This window comes from uncultured Campylobacter sp. (assembly GCF_937959485.1).
Lineage (GTDB): Bacteria > Campylobacterota > Campylobacteria > Campylobacterales > Campylobacteraceae > Campylobacter_B.
Window position 1 is genome coordinate 113,432 of the sequence record NZ_CALGPY010000004.1, and the last position, 18,845, is coordinate 132,276.

Genomic DNA, 18,845 nt, shown 5'->3' on the forward strand with positions numbered 1-18,845 from the left:
TCGCGTTGTTAAAATTTTTATTTTGGTACAAGTATACTTATCGCTTTTCTTATAGGATTACACTCGCTGTCATTTAAGCAAATTTCTAATTGTTCCTTTATCTTGCAAGAAAAATCCTTCTTGTCGCTGTTTTTTCCATAACAGACCTTATCAAAGTATCCGATAGCCCTATGTATATTTCCGCCGTAAAATATTTCATTCCCTGCTAGCAAAAAGCAATAATACATCATGTCTGCCTCACAAGCTTTCTTTAATGCTGAAACGGAATCTTTATATCTACCCATTGTAACCAAAAGCACCGCGCCGAGCGATCCGCAGCTTTCGTAATCTCCTTCGTCGCACTTCTTGGATAAAATTTCGACTAGCTTTGTGCATGCGCTATATTTTTCATCGCCGTTATCGCACTCTAAATTTAGCTCTTTTTCCTCCCAAGTTTTGAAAAAGCTCAAATCCATGGGTCTTGCCATACTAGAGCATATTGAAAATATTAAAGCTAGAATTATAAATTTAATTTTCTGCATTTTCTCTCCTATTTAAAATTTTGATATATAAAGCGGCTTTTTAAACAACATCATCTTACGCTTTTTAACAAAATTCTTGCTTTTTTTATAGGATTGCACTCGCTGTCATTTAGGCACTTTTCCAATTCCTCTTTTATCTTGCACGCTTCGTTTTTAAACAGGCTATTTGCTGCTTCACATGTCTTACCAAGATATTTAATTACCAAATTTACATCTCCGCCATAGTGTATTTCGGTCGCACTTAGCATATAGCAGTAGGTTACTACGCCGGCCTCACAAGCTTTTTTATAAGCGGAGGCGGAGTCTTCATATCTATTGGAGTCGAAAAGCGCTATGCCGAGCGATCCACAGCTTTCATAATCTCCGCCGTCGCACTTTTTGGATAAAATTTCGACTAGCCTCGTGCATGCGCTGTATTTTCCCTCGCCGTTATTGCAAGCAATCGCTAAGTCTTTTTCCTCTTGTGTTTCTAAATGATCTACGCTTACTTTTGCCGTAGCGGGGATCGCTGCAAATGCCGCTATAAGCGCAAGTGCCCAAATTTTAAGATAGAATTTTTTCATTGCCGCCCTCCGTTTTTAAGCGGCGATTATATATTAAAATATTTTAGCGGGCTCTTAAAATTTTGCAGAGTTAAAATTTCGATCGCTCGCAAATTTTAGCGGCACCATTTTCAAAAGCCGCGCCGCTTTAAAATTTAAAACATCGTTCTTAAATTTAAACATCGCGGTGAAATTTTAAAATTTCACCGCAAGCTTTAGGCGGCTTTAAATTTAACATACCGAGTTCTGTTAGCATCCCGAGTTTGGCTGCACCCGCGTTTCGCTGCCCGTGTGGATCAGCAGAGCCTTGCCGCGTCTAAATCTGCACGGCGGATCAGCTTGCACGGATGAGTACTCCTTGCCGTTTAGCTTGTAGATGATGTTGGAGCCTTGCACCGTTTTTTGGGAGTTTTGGATCGCATCTCCGGCGACTGCGCCCACTACCGCGCCGCCCACGAGCCCCACCGTCTCAGCTAAGCGCCTGCTGCTGCTATGTTTGCCGAGCTTATGCCCGATGACCGCACCCGTAGTTCCGCCCGCGACGCCACCTAAAATTTTACCCGTATTGCCCTCGGAGCGCTCTACATTGATTTTGGCGGGTAGGACATCGACGATCTCGATCCGATCGCTTTGCCTCATGCGGTTCGTTTCGCTCGCGTCATAAACATCTCCACCGTATCGATCCTGCGGGGTCGCGCAGCCGCAAAGCGCGATCGCGGCGATCAAACATAATGTAAAATTCTTCATGTTTTCTCCTTTGTAATGAGCTACGGGCGGCATTATACTATGGATTTTTATACGAGTGGTTAAGCGGCGGCGTTAAAATTTACCGGCTCGCTGCCGCTTAAAATTAGCTGGATACGAGGCATTGTGCCGTATCTAGGCGCCTTATAAAATTTTATTTCATTCAAAATTTATCTTATTTTGTTAGAATCATTCTTATTTTTAAGGAGAGAAAATGAAAAAACTATTAGTTTACGCCACCAAAGGCGGCGATACGAAGGTCGTGAGCGAATACATCGCTTCAAAGCTCGGCTTTGAGATCAAGGAGGCCAAAGAGCTAAATGAGGAGGATTTGGCAGGAGCGGGCGCGTTTATTTTTGCGGCTTCGACGCACGGCGACGGACAGATCCAGGCTAAATTTGACGACAAATTGGAGCTTTTGAATAAAACTGATTTTGACGGAAGGAAGGTCGCGCTCGTCGGCGTTGGCAACGTCGAGCGCCACGGCAACGATTTTTGCAGCGGTATGAGTGCGTTTTTGCCGGTGCTTAAAAAGGCCGATCTCATCGGCGCTTGGGGCGCAGAGGGATATAAATTTAAACATTCGCGCGCCTTCATAAACGGCAAATTCGTGGGTCTTACGATCGATTTTAAAGGCGATGACCACTGGCAGGCGAGGGCTGATAAATGGATCGCCGCGGTTAAAGGCGAGTTTTAAATATTTCAGCTTTTGCGCGACCGAGCGAGATTTGGGCTCATCGAGCCTAAAGCTCGTTAAATTTCCCCATTAAATTTTACGCTCTGCTTGAAAGCGAAGCCCTCTTAAATTTTACTCGCCACAGCGTTAGAATTTCCGCCGCATTCAAGCGCCGCCTGCTCATGCTACGTAAATTTTATCGCTAGCGGGAGCCGTAAATTCCAACTCTCCGCGCAGATAGCTATAGGTGCCGCGATAAAATTTAGTTCGCGGCAACTTGCGCACTATTCGTGTAATAAACGATAAATTCCGCCTGCGATGCTTGTATGCCGCTGGTGCGATAAAATTTCGCTTTCGCGACAAAATTCCGCCCGCAGTGCTAGTACGGTGCCCGTACGTTAAAATTCCGCGCTCCGCTTGAAAGCGGAGCCTCCTCATTAAAATTTTAAAATTTTTAGTTTAAAAAGTCACGATATTTTACAAGCCGTACCGCTTAAAATCGCGCAGATAGGCTAAAATTTTTATCCGCCCAAGCTTCAATTTCGCTCGCGCGGCGGTCAATTCAATACGGCAAATTTAATGAGATGGGTTTATAAAATCATCGCCCGAGCCTCAAATATCAGCGCCGCATTAGAAAAGTTATTTTATAATAACCGCATATCAAAATTTAAGGCGATCTATGAAAAGGCTTCTATTTTTCGTCGTTTTTGCGCTGGCCGCCCTCGCCGCGGCGATCTACTTCAATCTCGATAGGCGCGAAGAGGTCGCGCACAAGGCCTACGGCATCATCGACATCAGGCAGAGCTCGCTTAGCTTCGAGCGCAGCGGCCGCATTAGCGCGCTTTATCGCGACGAGGGCGATTTCGTGCAGGCTGGCGACGTCTTGGCGGCTCTGGATACGGCGGATCTGAGTTTTCAAAGACAGGTTCAGATCGCGAGGTGCGACGGGCTTAAATTTAGCTTGCAAAAGCTGCAAAGCGGCTTTCGTAGCGAGGAGATCGAGATGGCGGCGGCGAACGTAAGCGCGCTGCAAAACGCCCTACAGCTCGCTACTTTGACGAACGAGCGCCTCAAGAGCCTAGGCAAAAGCAACTCCGCGTCCAAGCAGCAGATCGACGAGGCGTTTTACTCGATGAAGCGCACGCAAGCCCAGCTGCAAAGCGCACAGGCCAATCTGCGCCAGCTTCAAAGCGGCTACCGCGGCGAGGATGTCGGCGCCGCCCGCGCAAATTTAGCAAGCTGCGAGGAAAATCTAAAATATCTGAATTACCAAATCGAGACGCAAAGCGTGCTAAAAGCGCCCTTTAGCGGGCAGATCAGAGCGCGCCTTAAGGAGCTTGGCGATATCAGCATGCCAAGCGTGGGCGTTTTTGAGCTTAGCGAAGTAAAAAATAAGCGCGCGAAATTTTATCTAAGCGAAAATCAGCTCCGCTTCCTGCGTGCCGGGCAGAGCGTGCGGATCATCGCTGCGGACGGCTCTAGCGCGAGCGCAAAGATCGCCTACGTGAGCCAAACCGCGATGTACACGCCCCGTACAGTGCAAACCGAGGAGCTGCGCGCCGATCTCGTATGGGAGGCACGCGCAGATTTCAGCGACGAGGACGGCAGCTTTCGCCTGGGACAGCCGATCAGCGTGGAATTTTGACGGGGGCAGCGCATAAGCATCGCTAGCAAGGGCGAAATTTAAAACGCGGTACGGGTAGCAGGAATACTACGGATGGAATTTTATCGCGGCACAACGCCCAAAGCTATCAGGCGCGGCGAGTTGGAATTTAAACGGCTTGCTCGGCGATAAAATTTTAGCGGCATAACGACGCGAAATTTATGAGCGATTTTGTCAGCGCCTGCGGGCGAAATTTAGATAACAAAGCTCGCTGCCCGGTAAAATTTTACGCAACGCCGCGCAAGCCGTGCATATGGCGTGAGTTTGATAAAATTTTAAAAGCGCGCTTCGAGGTAGAATTTTAACGGCGCCTGTTCGGCAGAGCAGGGCGATAAAATTTTGACACATCGTTTCGGCGCAGACGACTATAGAAATGCTGCGCGCTTAGAACGAAACTGTACAAAGGCGAAAGGCGGCGTAGAATTTATCGCGCGGGTTTTGCGCGAGCAGGCGCTTTGGGTAAAAGATCGGAATTCTGCAGCGTAGCGAGTAAAATTTTGCCGAAAGATTTGGCGCAAAACAGCGCGAGTTAAATTTTAAAATTTGCATCTCGGCGGAGAATAGGTAAAAGCCGGGCGGTAGAGCGGGAGCGGGCTTTGTTTCTAGCAGACCGTTTTGCGATAAACGAGCGATGGTTGAGTAATGACTGCGGACGGCAGTAAAATTTCGCTACGAAACAAGCGGCGCGATTAATGCCGATTGCAAACGGCGTAAAATTTTGCCCAAAAGGCGCGGTAGCTAAAGTCGGTACTATGTAAAGAAAACCGAAACTAGGTATAAAATTTCGCCAAAAGATATAGCGGCGGTAAATTTCACCTCAAAGGGCGGGCGGCGGTAAAATTTCACTGCAAGAGGCGCGGCGCAGATAGAGCTCGGCGCTCACGGGTCGCCAGGCGTTTGAAAACCCGTTTGCGTTTTGAAGCGAGTTTATCGCGGATACTCACGGGCTGCTTCACGTTTTGGAGACCGCCCCGCTCATGCGCATCGTTAGCGGCGCGGCTAGCCGATGCGATATGCACGCGCTCAAGACGGATCGGGCGGCGCGCGGAATATTCGGCGCGAGCCGTAAGCAACGCCGATCGTGCGGGTACTCGAATTCGAGCGGGCGATTGCAGGGCGCCCAGACGCGATAGGGCTTAGTTTCGCGCGCTTGCGGTAAGTTGCGTCGAATTTATGCGAGGTTTGGGCGAAATTGTTTGACGCGCGTCGGTTGTAAAACCAAGATGCCGCGGCTGTCACAAAACTAAGACGCCGTAGCGGCTGCGAAATCAAGACGTCTCGGCGGCTGCAGAAGCAAGGCGTCGCGATAAAGAACGCCTTTTCGGCGTGCATAGGTCTCGTTCGTCGCGCCAAGCGTCGGGGCGAGTAAATAAAATTTGGAGCTAGGCTTGGATCTACTAAATATCGTAAATTTAAAGAAATTTTACCTGCGAGAGGATCGCAGCAAAAACGTCGTTTTTGAAAATTTCGATCTGCGAATTGGCGCCTCGCCGCGGCTCATCAGCCTCACGGGCCCCGACGGCGCGGGCAAATCCACGCTTTTAAAGCTCATCTGCGGCATCATCGCGCCCGATTGCGGCGAGATAAAATTTGCCGGCTTCACCCCTAGCGGCGAAAATAAAGAATTCGTCCGCGCAAACGGCTATATGTCGCAGAGCTTGGGGCTTTACGAGGAGCTTAGCGTCTGGCAAAATTTAAACATCTTCGCGGGCCTAAAAGGGCTCGATCTAAAAGACGGCGAGGAGTATCTGCGCGGGCTTTTGCGCCGCGTGGGGCTTTTGAAATTTAAAGATTACGCCGTGGATTCGCTCTCCGGCGGAATGAAACAAAAGCTTGGCGTTGCGTGCGCTATCGCAGCTCGGCCGCGGCTTTTGGTGCTCGATGAGCCCACCGTCGGCGTCGATCCGCTCTCACGCAGCGAGCTGTGGGCGATCGTGCGCGAGTATCTGGATCAAAGCGGCGCGAAATGCATATTTTCGACGGCGTATTTCGACGAGGCGGCGGATGCCGATCTGACGCTGATCTTACTCGGCGGCAAGATCATAGCGCAGGAGCGCGCTGCAAAGATCACCGCGGCGCTGCGGGATCGCACCTTTCGCATATGCAGCGAGGATTATCAGAGCCTGGCGCGCCGCTTGATGTTTAAGACGCAAAGATTTTTAAAAAATTCCCCGCTCATCGACATCTGCCCCAGAGACGGCAGCGTCGATCTGCTAAGCGAAGAGCCGATAAGCCTGCGCGATCTGCAGGAGTTTTTAAACGCGAGCCTAAGCGGTAGCGACGAAAACAGCGGCGGCGAAAATACAGAGCGCGAAAATGTAGGCGACAAAGGCACGTATCCCGAAAACGGGCGCGGCGAAAATTTTAAAATTTCAAACGAAAGCGGAGACGTTAAATTTAACGAAAGCGGAGACGCTAAAGTTAAAGAAAACGGGGGCGCGAAATTTAAACTGAGCCCGCGCGAGGCGAGCCTAGAGGATGCGTATATTTTTCTAAACAAAGCAGAGATCGGCGCAGCAAATTTCGGCTACGAAAAAAGGAGCTTCGATGCGGCGCAAACCGTCATCAAAGTGCGCGACGTGAGTAAAAAATTCGGCTCATTCACCGCCGTGGAAAATACGAGTTTCGAGGTCAAAAAGGGCGAGATTTTCGGCCTTCTGGGCCCAAACGGCGCGGGCAAAACGACGACCTTTCGCATGATCTGCGCGCTTTTGGGGATGAGCGGGGGCGAGATCTCGGTCATGGGTGAGGATCTGCGCTACGCCAAATCATCGATTAGATCGCGCATCGGCTACGTCTCGCAGAAATTTTCGCTTTATAAAAAGCTAAGCTGCTATCAAAATTTAGAGTATTTCGGCCGCAGCTACGGCATCGGCGGCATGGCGCTGAAGCGGCGCATAGAGGAGCTTTTGAGCGAGTTTGGCTTGCAGCGGCTGCGAAACGAGACGTGGCAAAACCTGCCCTTTGGCGCGGGGCGCAACCTTTCGATGGCGTGCGCGCTCATCCACCGCCCCGAGATTTTGTTTCTCGACGAGGCCACCAGCGGCGCCGATCCACTCTCGCGCAGGCTCTTTTGGAACCGCATAAATGCGCTGGCGCGCACCGGCGTGAGCGTGGTCGTGACGACGCATTTTATGGAGGAGGCGGAGTATTGCGATCGGTTTTTGATCCAAGATCGCGGCAAAATCCTGGCGCTAGGTAGCCCCGACGAGGTCTGCGTACAGCACGGGCGGCGGCTTAGCGTGCAGCAAGCCTTCATAAACGAGGTGCAAAAATTTAGAAGCGAGGCGGGCGATGAGGGCTTTTGATCTAAATTTCGCGCGAGCGGCGAAGATTTTTGATCCGAATTTTATGCGGACCTGGCGAAAAGCTGCGCGCCTGCGCGATAAAATTTCAAGCGGCGAAAAGCTCTTGCGGGGCGATGAAATTTCAAACGACGGCGGAATTTTGAGCGACCGGGCTTTGGGCGTCGGTAAAATTCTAAGCGGCGGAATTTTAAACGGCGGCAAATTTTGGATCGATAATAAAATTTTGAAAGGTTGCGAAATTTTAAAGGGTGTAGGAATTTTAAACGATCGTAAAATTTTGCGCGGCGCCGAGGTTCTAAACCGAATGTCGCGCGGCGGGACAGGGCGCCGATTTAGTAGACGGGTACTGTGCGAGCTCTACACAGAAGCAAGCTCACTTTGTCTGCTCCATAAATTTCAAAGCACGAGCGGCTCGCAAGCGGATTATAAATTTAAAAGGGCGACCGCTCTGCAAACAGATCGCAAATTTAAAATAGCGGTCAGTCTGCGAGTGGCTTGTAAATTTAAAACCCCGATGCGAGAATTTCATCGCGGGTCCGCTGCCGTAGAGCTTTTGCGTCAAAAATCTCGCGGCGAGACCGTGCCGCGCAACCGCTTAAAATTTCAAAGCCCGCCGTATGCGATCAAGCGATTAAAATTTGTGGGCGCGATGAGCGAAATAGGCACGAGCAGTCCGTCTGCACTGCTAAAATTTCAAATCTCGGTTGCCGCGCTTTTGCAATTAAAATTTAGGGGCTCGCCAAATGCGTTCACGCGGTTAAAATTTCAAAATGCGGTCGCTGAATTTGCGCGATTAAAATTCGGGAGCTCGTCGCGAGCGGCGCAGTGTCGTAAAATCCGAGCACAGGGGCAGGGCGGATGAACTTTACCTTTTTAAAAATCCTCGTAAAAAAGGAGTTCGCGCAGATCGCAAAGGACCGATCGGCGCTTGTGATCGCGTTTTTGATGCCGTTAATTTTGGTCGTGATCTACGGATACGCGATGCGGATGGACATAAAGCCCGTCAAAGTGGGCTTCGTAAGCGATCTGGGCTCCAAAATCGAGCGGGATCTGCTCGGCGGATTTTTGGGCTCAAAATACCTGCAAACCCGCGTCTATACGGATTTAGAGAGCGCGAGGAGAGATTTTAAGGCGCACGAGATCGAGAGCATTTTGTATTTTGATCCGCGCTTTGCGGCGAAATTTCAAAGCACTTTGGGCGGACTCGGCGGCGCGGGCGGCGGCGTAAATTTAAACCTTTCTAGCGACGAAAGCTCCTCCGCGGGCGGCGCAAGCGGTATCCAAAATACGAGCGGCGCCGAAAATATCCGTCCGCTTGAGGACAGCGGCGCGGGCACCGGCAGGGAAAGCGGCATAAACGCCTCTGTGGGCGGCGCAAGCGGCGAGGGTTCATACGGCAACGGCGCAGGCGGTAACGCGTACTCTTTTGGCGACGGCAGTGGAGTAGATTCCGGCGGCAGTGCAGGCGACATAGACGTAAATCAAGGCAGCGTAAATTTAATCGGCGGCGTGGGCGATACGAATGCTGGTTTTATCGACGGCGCAGGCGATATTCAAAATACGGGCGGCGGCGTCAATGCGAGCCCCTCCGCTAACGGCGCGGATAGTGCAAGCGACGCTGCAAATAACGGCGGCGGAGTAAGTGGTACAGGCGGCAGCTCAAGTAGTGCAGGCGGCGCGAGCAACTCAGACAAAGACGGTGCCGAAATTTTTCTTATCCAAAACGCCACGCAGTCGCAGCTCGCGCTTCTTAGCTATGTTTACGTTGCAGGCGTAATCGAGCAGGTTTTGGCGCAAGATTACGGCTTTTTAAACGCAAATTTAAACGCCGCAGCAAAGCCCGTCAGCGTGAATTATCGCAGCTGGTTCAACGAAGCCAACGAATCGACGTGGTATCTCGTATCTGCCGAGTACGTGGGGATTTTGGGGCTCATCTGCCTATTTATGGTCGCGGTCGTGATCTCGCGCGAATGGGACCGCGGCACGATCGCCTCGCTTTACAACTCCAACGCAAGCGCGCTTGAGATCGTCACTGCCAAGGTCGGCGCGTATTATTTCCTAGCGCTTTTGGGCGGCGCGATGACGCTCGTTTACGGGCAGGTGCTTTTGGGCATCCCGATCCGCGGCAGCGTAGCGATGCTGCTGGCGACGCTTTGCGTCTTCGTGCTGGAGATGACCTGCCTAGGCATGCTGATATCGGCGATCTGCAAAAATCAATTCCTAGCGCAGGAATACGCCATCGTCATCGGCTACCTGCCCGTTACGCTACTTAGCGGCATGATATTTGATCTGCGCGGACTGCCCGCGGCGGTCAACTTCATCGGGCACCTGCTGCCGCCCACATACGCGGTCGAGTCCTTTCGCATCTGCTTCCTCTCGGGCGGACAGAGCGCGACGCTGTGGGTAAACCTCGCCATTCAGGCGCTCGGAGCGGTTTTGTTTTTCAGCTTGTGCGTGCTTAGCGTAAAAAGGGGCGCACGATGAAATTTTTAGAATTTCTAGGCGCGAGACGCTTTGGTTTGCGGGCGGCGGAGCGTAGATTTGAAATTTTAAAATTTCTTAGCGTGAGGCATTTTGGCTCGCATAAACAGGCAGCGGAGCTTTTAAATTTAACGCCCGCGCCGCCGCGCAATGGATCTGAAATTTTAAAATTTACGCTTGCTTTAACGCGTCTTGCGGATACAGCGCAAAATTTCATATCGCGGAATGGATTTAAAATTTTAAAGCTTGTTTGTGAGCCGCTGCGTGCTCCGCGTCGTACTTTGCCGAGCGCAGATAAAGCCGAAGCGGGGCGTGCGGCACGGCTTATTTCGCAGCATACGCACGACGCGACAGAAAAACGGCGCGCGGTTAAGTTTGATCATGTGAGCAGTTTGGATTCCGCGCAGCGCCGCATAGTGCGACTTCGTAGCGCAGCCGTACGGCACGGCTACAAAACGGCGCGCGCGGAAAATTTTAGTAAATTTAGCCTCACGAGCGCACTTTTAAATTTTAAATCGCGCTTTACGATGCAGCTTTGCAGCGCAGCTGCACGGCGTAACTACGAAGCGTGGAGTAGCGAAATTTACGCCGTTTGCTTGCATAAATACCCCGCTTTGATCCGAGCCACAAGCGGTAAAATTTCGCGCTATGAAGTAGGGCGAGCGACGAATACTTTGATTTCACAGGGAGTGAAAAGAATGAAATTTTGCGCCCAAAAGAGGCATGCGATGAAATTTTTAAAATTTCTAGGCACGAGACGCTTCGGCTTGCAAGCGGCGGTTGGGCGCGGGTTTGAAATTTTAAAATTTAGCGCCGCAGAGCGCTTAAAACGCCGCTTCGAGTCGCAAAAGCAAGCGGCAGAGCTTTTAAATTCTAGCTCCTTGTCGCCACGTAAATTTAAACTCACGCTTTTAAAATTTTCGCCCGAGCTGCCACGCAATAGATCTGAAATTTTAAAATTTACGCCCGCGCCACGCAAAATTAAATCGGCGCCCGCAGTGCGTTTAAATTTCGCTTTAAATTCCGCGCCGCACGCACGCGCTGCTAAATTTGAAAATGGCGCTAAATTTAAAGGTGCCGCTAAATTTGAAAGGAGCGCGCGATGAACGCTCTGCGAAAATCCCTGCTTCGAATTCGCGCGCTGATAAAAAAGGAATTTTTGGCGATGTTTCGCGACAAGGGCACGCGAATGGTGTTGATCGTGCCGGTGCTAGTGCAGGCGATCATATTCGGCTACGGCGCGAATTTCACCCCCGAGCAGGTGCGCTACGCGATTTTGGACGATGCCCGCGATGCGACGTCCACCGCGCTGGTGCAGAGCATCGCCGCTACGCCGATGTTTAAGACCGAACTTGGCTGCAAAGACCTAACCTGCCTGCGCCGCGCGGTAAGCGAGGGCGAGGCGATCATCGGGATCTATTTCGGCGGCGATTTTGCGAGCACGCATGAGCTTTTGATCATCGCAGATTCGCGCAATACGACCTTGGCAAACACCGTCATCGGCTTCGTGCAGGCCATAGCGGGGGAATACAACTCGCAGCATTTTGTTAATTTAATCAGCATAAATCCGCGCTATGTTTTTAACGAAAACACGATCACGCGCTACACGATCATGACGGGGATGATTTTGGGGCTTTCGATGATTCAGGTGCTGATGCTATCGGCGTTTAGCGTCTCCCGCGAGCGCGAGGAGGGCAGCTTTGATATGATGCTGATGACGCCTGCAAACCCGCTTGAGATGCTAATCGGCAAAGCAGTGCCGCCCGTGCTGATCGCGATCGCGCAGGGGCTCGCGCTGTTTTTGATCTGCGTATTTTACTTTGAAATTCCGTTTCGAGGGCGCTTTGCAGATCTTTTTGCGATCATTGCGATCTTTAGCGCTTGCAACGTAGGCATCGGCCTCGTGATCTCGACCGTCTGCAAAACCTCGCTGCAATCGGTCGTTAGCTCGTTTTTGTTCCTGCTGCCGTGCATTATGATAAGCGGGCTGATAACGCCTGCGGACGCGATGCCGCGGTGGTTTTACTACATCGCGCACCTCGATCCGATGTATTATGCCAACAACTGCATGTGGCGGATCTATCTGGAGGGCGCGAGCCTAGGCGAGCTGTGGCATCTCATCGTGCCGCTGCTGCTGATCGGGCTTGGCACGTTGAGCTTTGCGGCGTCGCTTTTTAGAAATAAGCTGGATTAGGGATTTAGATCGGAATTTTAGTTTAGAATTTTGGCTGGAATTTCGGCTTGGATTTTGCTTCGTCGTGAACTTCTGCTTAAAATTTTAAATTGATCGCGGAATTTCGGCTTGGAATTTTGCCCTAAATTTTGCGCGTTCGTAGCGGATAAAATTAAATCAAAATTCCGCGTTTCCGCTCGATGCGCCGCGCGTCGCGATAAAATTCCGCGCCTTAAATTTTAAAAATTTTGCGAAATTCTATCTTGCGAATAGAGTTAGAATTTAAATCCGGGGTTGCCCGGGCGTCTTGCGGCAGTCGTATCATCTGCGCTCACTGCTGAAGCAGGCATTTTTGCGGTATCTGCACTCGCCTTGGAAGCGGGCTTTTTCGTATCATCCGCGTCCGATTTCTTAAAAGTGGCGAGTTTGCTGTAAATGCTCAGTTTTTTGCCGTCCGCGCCTAGCTTGGCGCCGTCAAGCTCGCTAGAATTTTCCGCGCCGCATAACCTTGCGGGGTTGAATTTTATCCACGCTATGATTAGCAAAATCCCCGAAAACGCCGTTACCAGCGACGCTGCGATTAGATACGGCAGAGCGAGGATTACGCCTATTTTAGCTAGCGCGCCCAATACCGCTTCGCAGGGCCATGCCACGGACACCACTATGCCGTAGATTTTAAATAAATCCACGCCGCTAAGTGTGGCTAGGCGGCAGTTTAATACGCCCCAGATTATCACTGCCGCGCACGTCGAAAGGACGTAGAGCAGGGTGTAGAGTAGACCTAGCATCGCGCCCTCTTTTAGCGCTATTACCATGGCGCAGTAGCACAAAATAGCGACGATTGGGATGCTTTCTATTAGCCTATAGGTCTTAACGAAGCGCACGCCTAGCGCCTTTTCTAGGCAAACGAAGCAGTCGTAAAATATCGCTAGCGTCGCTAGTAGCGCTAAAACTCTAAAAATCGCGACCGCGTCCTCGTCTATGCTGCTTACGCCCACCGTGCCGCTTACGCCGATGCCTAGCAAAATCACGGCACCTAAAACTCCGCGGAATTTCGCTTTGCGAAGCAGACCTTGCTTTGAAATTTCTTTCATTTTTATCCTTTGAATTTTCTAAATTTACGCGCTATCTTGCGGCTTTGCTGCGTGCGGCGACGCTGTGCCGGATGGCGCGGCTTGGACGTTGCGGTTTAGACTTGCAAAAGCGCGCGATCGCTGCAAAACGAAAGCCGCTCCTACTTAGGCGAGCTTTTCTATCTTGCTCCAGGCTAGCAGGTGCACGATGCTAGTTATTATCAAGGCAGCAAACGGTAAAAATTCCTTCAATGACGCGATAATTAAAACCGCATCGGAATCGCCAATTTGCGGCTTGGAGGCAGCCAAACCGAAGGGCCCTGCGCCACATAGCCAATTTAGCGCGAAAAAGAAGATGCAGAGCCACACGTAGATCCGAAATATCATCACGCCGCTTATGCGCGCAAGCGAAAAATTTATGCGAAGCCACGCTACGATTATGTAGATTGCGGCTGCGGGCACCGCTAAATTCCATATAGTTTCTTCTATCATCTCTTTCATCGTTGCTTCTCTATAACAACCTGCTGGATAAAATAATAAAAGCGCCACGAAGCAGATGCAGAGAATTACGCAGTTGCGGTAAAGCGCCGCCGCTTTTATGCCGCTAAGCTTTGAAATTTTGCGGAGCGCTCTTAGCCTATAAATCACCGAGAAACAGATAAGAGCGATAAAAATTCCGCTGACTATCAAGAACATTCCGCCGGAAGCAAGACCTATTGCTTTAAAAACCGCGAGCGCCACCGCCAAAAGCAGATCAATGCCGGTGCTGATCATCCCATTTTTTCTTGCCTGAGATACGGTGTCTTGCACGTCGTATAACTCCTTTTAAAAATTTATTTCAATATGCAAAAAGCAGATGTAAAACGCTAATCAAACCGAAAAGAGCGAAATTTTATCATGACAAGAGGTTTGCTAAATTTTAAACCTCTGCGCTTATCTTTTCTATCTTGCTCCAGGCTAGCAGGTGCACGATGCTAGTTATCACAAGAGCGACAAACGGCAGGAACAGTTTAAGCATTACGACGGCAATAGCCAAAGCTGAAACCTGCTCGGTCCGTGGCTCGGAAATGGCTATAGCAAGAATCGCTGCGTTACATAGTATGTTTAGCACAAAAAGCCCCACACAGAGCCACACATAAGTCCGAAAGGTACTTACGCCGCTTACGCGTGCAAGCGAAAAATTTATGCGAAACCATGCGACGATTATGTAAATAACGCCTACGAAAAGCGCTAGTCCAAATATCGCCGCAAATGGACTATCACTCTGCCCGCCGTCTGCGTCAGGCTCCTTCGGATAAAGGTAATTAAGCACAAGCGCTAGCGCAAAAAAGCAGACGCAGATTATTATGCAGTTGCGGTAAAGCGTCGCTGCTTTTATGCCGCTAAGCGCTGAAATTTTTTGGAGTGCCTGCAATCTGAGAAATGCTGAAACACAAATAAAAGCGATCAAAATTCCGCTAGCGATATAATTTATTTCGTCACCCACAAACTTGGGCTCGTTATAAGAGATATATCCTACTACGATAAAAACCGCTGGTAGCGCCGCCAAAAACAGATCGATGCCGGTGCTGATCATCCCCTCTTTTCTTGCTTGAGATACAATGAATTGCATATATAAACCCTTTTTAAAAATTTGACCCGAAGTATATATAAACAAACATAAAACACGGATTAAATCGCAAAAATCGGAATTCTATCGCGACAAGATATTCGCGACAAGATATTTGCGAAATTTTAAACGTTTACGCTTATGTTTTCTATCTTGCTCCAGGCTAGCAGGTGCACGATGCTAGTTATTGTGAGGGTTATGGGGAATATCAAATGGTATAGTGCATTTAACGAAAAAAGGATGACGCAGAGCCACACATATGTCTCAAAGATCCCCACGCCGCTTACGCGCGCTAGAGCAAAATTTATGCAAAACCACGCTACTATTATGTAGATTGCGCCTGCAAACGCTATCAAAATGCACAATATCATTGCCAAATGCTTGTATGAGATCGATAAAGGAATCGATAAAAAGATGCTTGTTATGGCAATGACACAGATACAGACAATTACGCAGTTGCGGTAAAGCACCATCGCTTTTATGCCGCTAAGCGCCGAAATTTTGCGGAGCGCTCTTAGCCTGAAAAATACCGAAACACAAAAAATAGCAAAAATAATTCCGCCAGTGATATAGGTAGCCGTCTTGTTGGTGCTAAGCCCTAGCATATCGCCCGTAGCAATATCTAGCGCAACTAAAGTCGCAGGCACCGCCGCTAAAAACAGATCGATGCCGGTGCTAATCATTCCCTCTTTTCTTGCTTGAGATACGAGATTTTGCATAATAAGCCTTTTTAAAATTTATCCCGAAGTATACATAAATCGATGTAAAGCAGGAATTAAATAGCTAAATTTAAAATTTTAAAATTTCGTTGCGGTAAGCTTGCAGACTGCGGAATTTCGGAATTCCAGGAATTCTACCAGAGCGAGAATAAAATTCCGCCACGGGATTTTAAACGGAATTTTGGCTACGGGTTTGCAGGTAGAATTTCTCGGCGGAATTTCAAATTTCAAGCGATAGCATACTTTCATAGCAGGATTTAAAAATTAGCGCGATGTCGAATAGAATTCGCCGTGAAATTCTAGAGCAAAATTTTGCAAATTTGCAAGGCAGAATTCCGCCATGAAATCCCAGGCAGGAATTCTAAAACAAAACTTTATTACGAAATTTTAAAGCGAAATTCCGTTATGAAATTTAGATCCAAATTTTAAAGCGACATTTCAAGACAAAATCCCGCGATTTAAAATTTCTCGACGATTGATGAATTGCTTTGTCGCGCCGCTCGCACCTATCTCACCTGCGCGCTGAAAATTTGCGTGATGCTGGGGATTTGCTCGCCTGCAACGTCAAATTCCGCCGTTTTGATCTGTACGCCGTAGAGCGAGCTAAGCGCGGCTTCGGTTAAAATTTCGTTGCTTGCGCCGTAGTTGTAGCTAAGATCATTTCGCAAGATCAGTGTGCGATCGGCGACTGCGAGGGCGTGGTTAGGCTGGTGGGTGGTAAAAACTATGCTCGCATCGCTATTTGAGCGTAGATTTGCGATGAGGCTTAGCACGCGGTCTTGGTTTTTGATATCAAGCGCGCTGGCAGGCTCGTCCAAAAACAGCACGTCGCTGCCGCTAGCTAGGGCTCTAGCAAAGAGCACGAGCTGCCTCTGCCCGCCGCTAAGGGCGTTAAAGCTGCGCTTTTGCAGATGGGCGACGCCTAGCGTTTCCAGAGCATCAAGGCAGATTTGAATATCCTTTTTGCCCGGTTTTGAAAAGAGCGAGATCTCGCGTACCCGCCCCATCAGTACGATGTCAAGCACGCTGTAATCAAACGCGACGTTAAAGCTTTGAGGCAAGAAAGCAAATTTTGCCTTGCGTACGATCTCGCCTTCTTTAGGCTGCAAAATCCCCATCATACACGACATTAGCGTACTTTTGCCTTGCCCGTTTAAGCCCAAAATCGCTAATGTTTGAGAGCTGGCAAGCTCGAAGTTTAAGTTGCGAAAGCAGAATTTTTCCGCCTCGTAGTAAAAGCCAGCATTTTTTACCTCAATTAGATTTTGCATTTTTGGCACTCCTTTTTAGAAGTAGGGCAAAGATCGGGCTTCCGATGAGAGCGGATAGAATTCCTAAAGGAATTTCGGCGCTACTTAGCGAGCGAGATAGATCGTCGATTGCCAGCATAAAGATCGCTCCTGCAATGAAGCAGGCAGGCATTAACTTCACGTGGTCGCTGCCCGCGATGAGCCTGGTAGCGTGCGGCACTACAAGACCTACCCAGCCGATATTTCCGCTGACGCTAACTTGTACGGCGATCAGAGCAGTGCAAAGCGCTAGGATCGTGCAGCGCAGAAACTTAACATCCACGCCTAGCACGCGCAAATCATCATCATTTAGGCTGAGTAGATTAAACCGCCATCTCAGCGCGATTAAGACTGCAGAAGCGGGCAGGGCGATCGCGCACATCAAAATTACTTTATCATATCCTGCGCTTACGAAGCTTCCTAACAGCCAAAAAACGATATTAGGCAGCACTTCCTCATCGTCTGCTAGATACTGCACCAAGCTCGTAAGTGCGGCAAATACGCCGTTAATGACTATACCTGCTAAAATGAGTGAGAAAATATCAGCGCGTGCTACGAATTTTGCCAAAAGATAGAGTAAAAATAGCGCCGCAAGTCCGAAGCAAAATGCAAACCCCGCAAGCCATAAGCCGCTCAATCCTATCAAAATACAAAGCGCGCCGCCGAATGCCGCTGCGGTGCTAACGCCTACGATGTGCGGGCCAACGAGCGGGTTTTTAAATACCGCCTGTAAGCTCAAACCCGCGATAGCAAGCGCTCCACCGCAAAGGCTGGAGAGTAGAATGCGCGGAATTCTAACATCCATCATCACACTTTTGGCGGCTTCATCGCCGCCTCCGCTAAAGAGAATTTTAAAAATTTCTTCTAACGGTATATGAAACTGCCCACTAGCGAGCGAGATTAACGCCAGCACTACCCAAAAAAGAAGCAGGATTACGTTTAGCATTATTTTTGATATTTGACGCGGTAAAATTTCTCGTAGAATTCCTCTACTTTTTTATCAAAGTTTGCGTCCTTAAAATTTTGCGGATAAAGTTTCATCGCAAGCCATTCCTCACCAAGCGCCATTGCTTCGGCAGTCGGATGACCCCAGGCTTTAACGAATTCGGGCATTAGATAAATTCTATCCTCTTTCACGGCGCTAAGACCTTTTAGCGCAGGGTTTGCTTTAAGCTCAGCAGGTACTTGAGGATAGCGGTTTTGCACTAAGATAATCTGCGGATTCCATGCTAAAATTTGCTCCGGCGAAACCTGCTTGTAGCCCTTTATATCCGCAGCGGCGACGTTCGTCGCGCCCGCTCTTGCTAACATTACGCCAGTATATTTGCCGCTACCGTAGGTCGTAAGATCGGGATTTGCCATATAAACTCTAGGTCTTTTATCTACGATAAAATTGCTAAATTTGGCATTTAAATCAGCTTGCGATTTTTTAACGAAATCTATCAGCTCAGCGGCATCTTTTTCGTGATTGCTTAGTTCGCCTAGAATTTTAACCCCCTCGTAAAAGCCTTCATCGTAAGCAGCGAAGCTATCGCGCTCATCTTTAAAGGTCGGATTTAGTTTAGCTTTTTCCTCTTGTGCAGAGCTAAAAAATGAAATGCCTACGACCGGGATTTTCAACTCCTCCATTTTAGCGATATATTCTTTAGGAAAGTAGTTTACCACTACGACCGCATCGGGCTTTAGACTAAGCAGAGCTTCGTAATTGACATCTTTGATATCGCCCGGATTAGGTAGATTTTTAAAATTCGGCGCCAAACGATTATACTCTTTGCCTAGGCGTTGCTCCCAGCTTTTTAGGATGCCTACGACCTTATCTTGGGCGTTGATTTCGTTTAAGACATTGAGCGCTTCGTGGTGTAGCACGACGATACGATTTACTTGATCCGGGATCGTGACCTTGCGACCGAGCTGATCGGTAATCGTGCGATCTGCAAAAGCCAGGCTAGCGCAAAGCGCTGCACCAAGAAGGATTGAGTGAAGTTTAAGCATTTTTTCTCCTTGAAAATTCCGCAAAATATGCGGGGTTAGAATAGCGGAATTATAG

18 protein-coding genes are annotated in these 18,845 nt (G+C 49.2%); 8 read left to right on the top strand and 10 right to left on the bottom strand.

Features of this window, described 5'->3' with window-relative positions:
- Positions 1 to 17: 17 nt before the first annotated feature.
- The 3 genes from Q0380_RS01255 to Q0380_RS01265 all read right to left on the bottom strand — a co-directional run bounded on the left by Q0380_RS01255 (position 18) and on the right by Q0380_RS01265 (position 1,810).
- Complete coding sequence (locus Q0380_RS01255; protein WP_298959178.1) at positions 18 to 521, bottom strand: hypothetical protein; 504 nt, start codon at positions 519 to 521, stop codon at positions 18 to 20.
- A 50-nt stretch (positions 522 to 571) separates the two neighbouring features.
- The gene (locus Q0380_RS01260; protein WP_298959181.1) at positions 572 to 1,084 is read right to left on the bottom strand and encodes a hypothetical protein; all 513 of its coding nucleotides are present in this window, start codon (positions 1,082 to 1,084) and stop codon (positions 572 to 574) included.
- Positions 1,085 to 1,312: 228 nt separating this feature from the next.
- Positions 1,313 to 1,810, bottom strand: a complete 498-nt coding sequence (locus tag Q0380_RS01265) for a hypothetical protein (RefSeq protein ID WP_177388326.1) — start codon at positions 1,808 to 1,810, stop codon at positions 1,313 to 1,315.
- A 211-nt stretch (positions 1,811 to 2,021) separates the two neighbouring features.
- Here Q0380_RS01265 and Q0380_RS01270 point away from each other — a divergent pair, with 211 nt between their 5' ends.
- The 8 genes from Q0380_RS01270 to Q0380_RS01305 all read left to right on the top strand — a co-directional run bounded on the left by Q0380_RS01270 (position 2,022) and on the right by Q0380_RS01305 (position 12,129).
- Positions 2,022 to 2,504: a flavodoxin domain-containing protein gene (locus Q0380_RS01270; protein ID WP_298959183.1), complete on the top strand. Its 483-nt coding sequence runs from the start codon at positions 2,022 to 2,024 to the stop codon at positions 2,502 to 2,504.
- A 658-nt stretch (positions 2,505 to 3,162) separates the two neighbouring features.
- Entirely contained in the window at positions 3,163 to 4,128 is a 966-nt protein-coding gene (locus Q0380_RS01275; protein WP_298959188.1) for an HlyD family efflux transporter periplasmic adaptor subunit, read from the top strand.
- Positions 4,129 to 4,307: 179 nt separating this feature from the next.
- Complete coding sequence (locus Q0380_RS01280; protein WP_298959191.1) at positions 4,308 to 4,451, top strand: hypothetical protein; 144 nt, start codon at positions 4,308 to 4,310, stop codon at positions 4,449 to 4,451.
- A gap of 1,083 nt (positions 4,452 to 5,534) precedes the next feature.
- Positions 5,535 to 7,454, top strand: coding sequence for an ATP-binding cassette domain-containing protein (locus Q0380_RS01285; protein ID WP_298959194.1), 1,920 nt, complete (start codon positions 5,535 to 5,537; stop codon positions 7,452 to 7,454).
- On the top strand, positions 7,441 to 8,316 hold the full coding sequence (locus Q0380_RS01290) for a hypothetical protein (protein ID WP_298959197.1): 876 nt from the start codon (positions 7,441 to 7,443) through the stop codon (positions 8,314 to 8,316). The genes Q0380_RS01285 and Q0380_RS01290 overlap by 14 nt, the downstream gene beginning before the upstream one ends.
- Positions 8,313 to 9,938, top strand: coding sequence for an ABC transporter permease (locus Q0380_RS01295; protein WP_298959200.1), 1,626 nt, complete (start codon positions 8,313 to 8,315; stop codon positions 9,936 to 9,938). Before Q0380_RS01290 ends, Q0380_RS01295 begins: the two co-directional genes overlap by 4 nt.
- The gene (locus Q0380_RS01300) at positions 9,935 to 11,041 is read left to right on the top strand and encodes a hypothetical protein (RefSeq protein ID WP_298959203.1); all 1,107 of its coding nucleotides are present in this window, start codon (positions 9,935 to 9,937) and stop codon (positions 11,039 to 11,041) included. The genes Q0380_RS01295 and Q0380_RS01300 overlap by 4 nt, the downstream gene beginning before the upstream one ends.
- A complete protein-coding gene (locus tag Q0380_RS01305) occupies positions 11,038 to 12,129 on the top strand; it encodes an ABC transporter permease (RefSeq protein WP_298959206.1) in 1,092 nt (363 codons plus the stop codon). The genes Q0380_RS01300 and Q0380_RS01305 overlap by 4 nt, the downstream gene beginning before the upstream one ends.
- Positions 12,130 to 12,383: 254 nt before the next feature.
- Here the strand turns inward: Q0380_RS01305 and Q0380_RS01310 are convergent, their stop codons facing one another.
- The 7 genes from Q0380_RS01310 to Q0380_RS01340 all read right to left on the bottom strand — a co-directional run bounded on the left by Q0380_RS01310 (position 12,384) and on the right by Q0380_RS01340 (position 18,790).
- Complete coding sequence (locus Q0380_RS01310; protein ID WP_298959209.1) at positions 12,384 to 13,202, bottom strand: hypothetical protein; 819 nt, start codon at positions 13,200 to 13,202, stop codon at positions 12,384 to 12,386.
- Between the two features lie 144 nt (positions 13,203 to 13,346).
- Positions 13,347 to 13,991: a hypothetical protein gene (locus Q0380_RS01315; RefSeq protein WP_298959212.1), complete on the bottom strand. Its 645-nt coding sequence runs from the start codon at positions 13,989 to 13,991 to the stop codon at positions 13,347 to 13,349.
- Between the two features lie 109 nt (positions 13,992 to 14,100).
- Complete coding sequence (locus Q0380_RS01320; RefSeq protein ID WP_298959215.1) at positions 14,101 to 14,793, bottom strand: hypothetical protein; 693 nt, start codon at positions 14,791 to 14,793, stop codon at positions 14,101 to 14,103.
- Between the two features lie 122 nt (positions 14,794 to 14,915).
- Positions 14,916 to 15,509 carry a hypothetical protein gene (locus tag Q0380_RS01325; RefSeq protein WP_298959218.1) on the bottom strand — a complete coding sequence of 198 codons (594 nt, stop codon included), beginning with the start codon at positions 15,507 to 15,509 and terminating at the stop codon, positions 14,916 to 14,918.
- Between the two features lie 506 nt (positions 15,510 to 16,015).
- Positions 16,016 to 16,780, bottom strand: a complete 765-nt coding sequence (locus tag Q0380_RS01330) for an ABC transporter ATP-binding protein (RefSeq protein ID WP_298959221.1) — start codon at positions 16,778 to 16,780, stop codon at positions 16,016 to 16,018.
- Entirely contained in the window at positions 16,764 to 17,744 is a 981-nt protein-coding gene (locus Q0380_RS01335; protein ID WP_298959224.1) for an iron ABC transporter permease, read from the bottom strand. The genes Q0380_RS01330 and Q0380_RS01335 overlap by 17 nt, the downstream gene beginning before the upstream one ends.
- Positions 17,744 to 18,790 carry an ABC transporter substrate-binding protein gene (locus Q0380_RS01340; protein WP_298959227.1) on the bottom strand — a complete coding sequence of 349 codons (1,047 nt, stop codon included), beginning with the start codon at positions 18,788 to 18,790 and terminating at the stop codon, positions 17,744 to 17,746. The genes Q0380_RS01335 and Q0380_RS01340 overlap by 1 nt, the downstream gene beginning before the upstream one ends.
- Positions 18,791 to 18,845 lie beyond the last annotated feature (55 nt).

What these genes read in the sequence shown, in the direction of transcription:
- Q0380_RS01310 (WP_298959209.1), bottom strand. Translation starts at nt 13,202, where the DNA reads ATGAAAGAAATTTCAAAGCAAGGTCTGCTTCGCAAAGCGAAATTCCGC.
- Q0380_RS01260 (WP_298959181.1), bottom strand. Translation starts at nt 1,084, where the DNA reads ATGAAAAAATTCTATCTTAAAATTTGGGCACTTGCGCTTATAGCGGCA.
- Q0380_RS01295 (WP_298959200.1), top strand. Translation starts at nt 8,313, where the DNA reads ATGAACTTTACCTTTTTAAAAATCCTCGTAAAAAAGGAGTTCGCGCAG.
- Q0380_RS01275 (WP_298959188.1), top strand. Translation starts at nt 3,163, where the DNA reads ATGAAAAGGCTTCTATTTTTCGTCGTTTTTGCGCTGGCCGCCCTCGCC.
- Q0380_RS01280 (WP_298959191.1), top strand. Translation starts at nt 4,308, where the DNA reads ATGAGCGATTTTGTCAGCGCCTGCGGGCGAAATTTAGATAACAAAGCT.
- Q0380_RS01305 (WP_298959206.1), top strand. Translation starts at nt 11,038, where the DNA reads ATGAACGCTCTGCGAAAATCCCTGCTTCGAATTCGCGCGCTGATAAAA.
- Q0380_RS01270 (WP_298959183.1), top strand. Translation starts at nt 2,022, where the DNA reads ATGAAAAAACTATTAGTTTACGCCACCAAAGGCGGCGATACGAAGGTC.
- Q0380_RS01340 (WP_298959227.1), bottom strand. Translation starts at nt 18,790, where the DNA reads ATGCTTAAACTTCACTCAATCCTTCTTGGTGCAGCGCTTTGCGCTAGC.
- Q0380_RS01265 (WP_177388326.1), bottom strand. Translation starts at nt 1,810, where the DNA reads ATGAAGAATTTTACATTATGTTTGATCGCCGCGATCGCGCTTTGCGGC.
- Q0380_RS01335 (WP_298959224.1), bottom strand. Translation starts at nt 17,744, where the DNA reads ATGCTAAACGTAATCCTGCTTCTTTTTTGGGTAGTGCTGGCGTTAATC.
- Q0380_RS01330 (WP_298959221.1), bottom strand. Translation starts at nt 16,780, where the DNA reads ATGCAAAATCTAATTGAGGTAAAAAATGCTGGCTTTTACTACGAGGCG.
- Q0380_RS01320 (WP_298959215.1), bottom strand. Translation starts at nt 14,793, where the DNA reads ATGCAATTCATTGTATCTCAAGCAAGAAAAGAGGGGATGATCAGCACC.
- Q0380_RS01300 (WP_298959203.1), top strand. Translation starts at nt 9,935, where the DNA reads ATGAAATTTTTAGAATTTCTAGGCGCGAGACGCTTTGGTTTGCGGGCG.
- Q0380_RS01325 (WP_298959218.1), bottom strand. Translation starts at nt 15,509, where the DNA reads ATGCAAAATCTCGTATCTCAAGCAAGAAAAGAGGGAATGATTAGCACC.
- Q0380_RS01290 (WP_298959197.1), top strand. Translation starts at nt 7,441, where the DNA reads ATGAGGGCTTTTGATCTAAATTTCGCGCGAGCGGCGAAGATTTTTGAT.
- Q0380_RS01255 (WP_298959178.1), bottom strand. Translation starts at nt 521, where the DNA reads ATGCAGAAAATTAAATTTATAATTCTAGCTTTAATATTTTCAATATGC.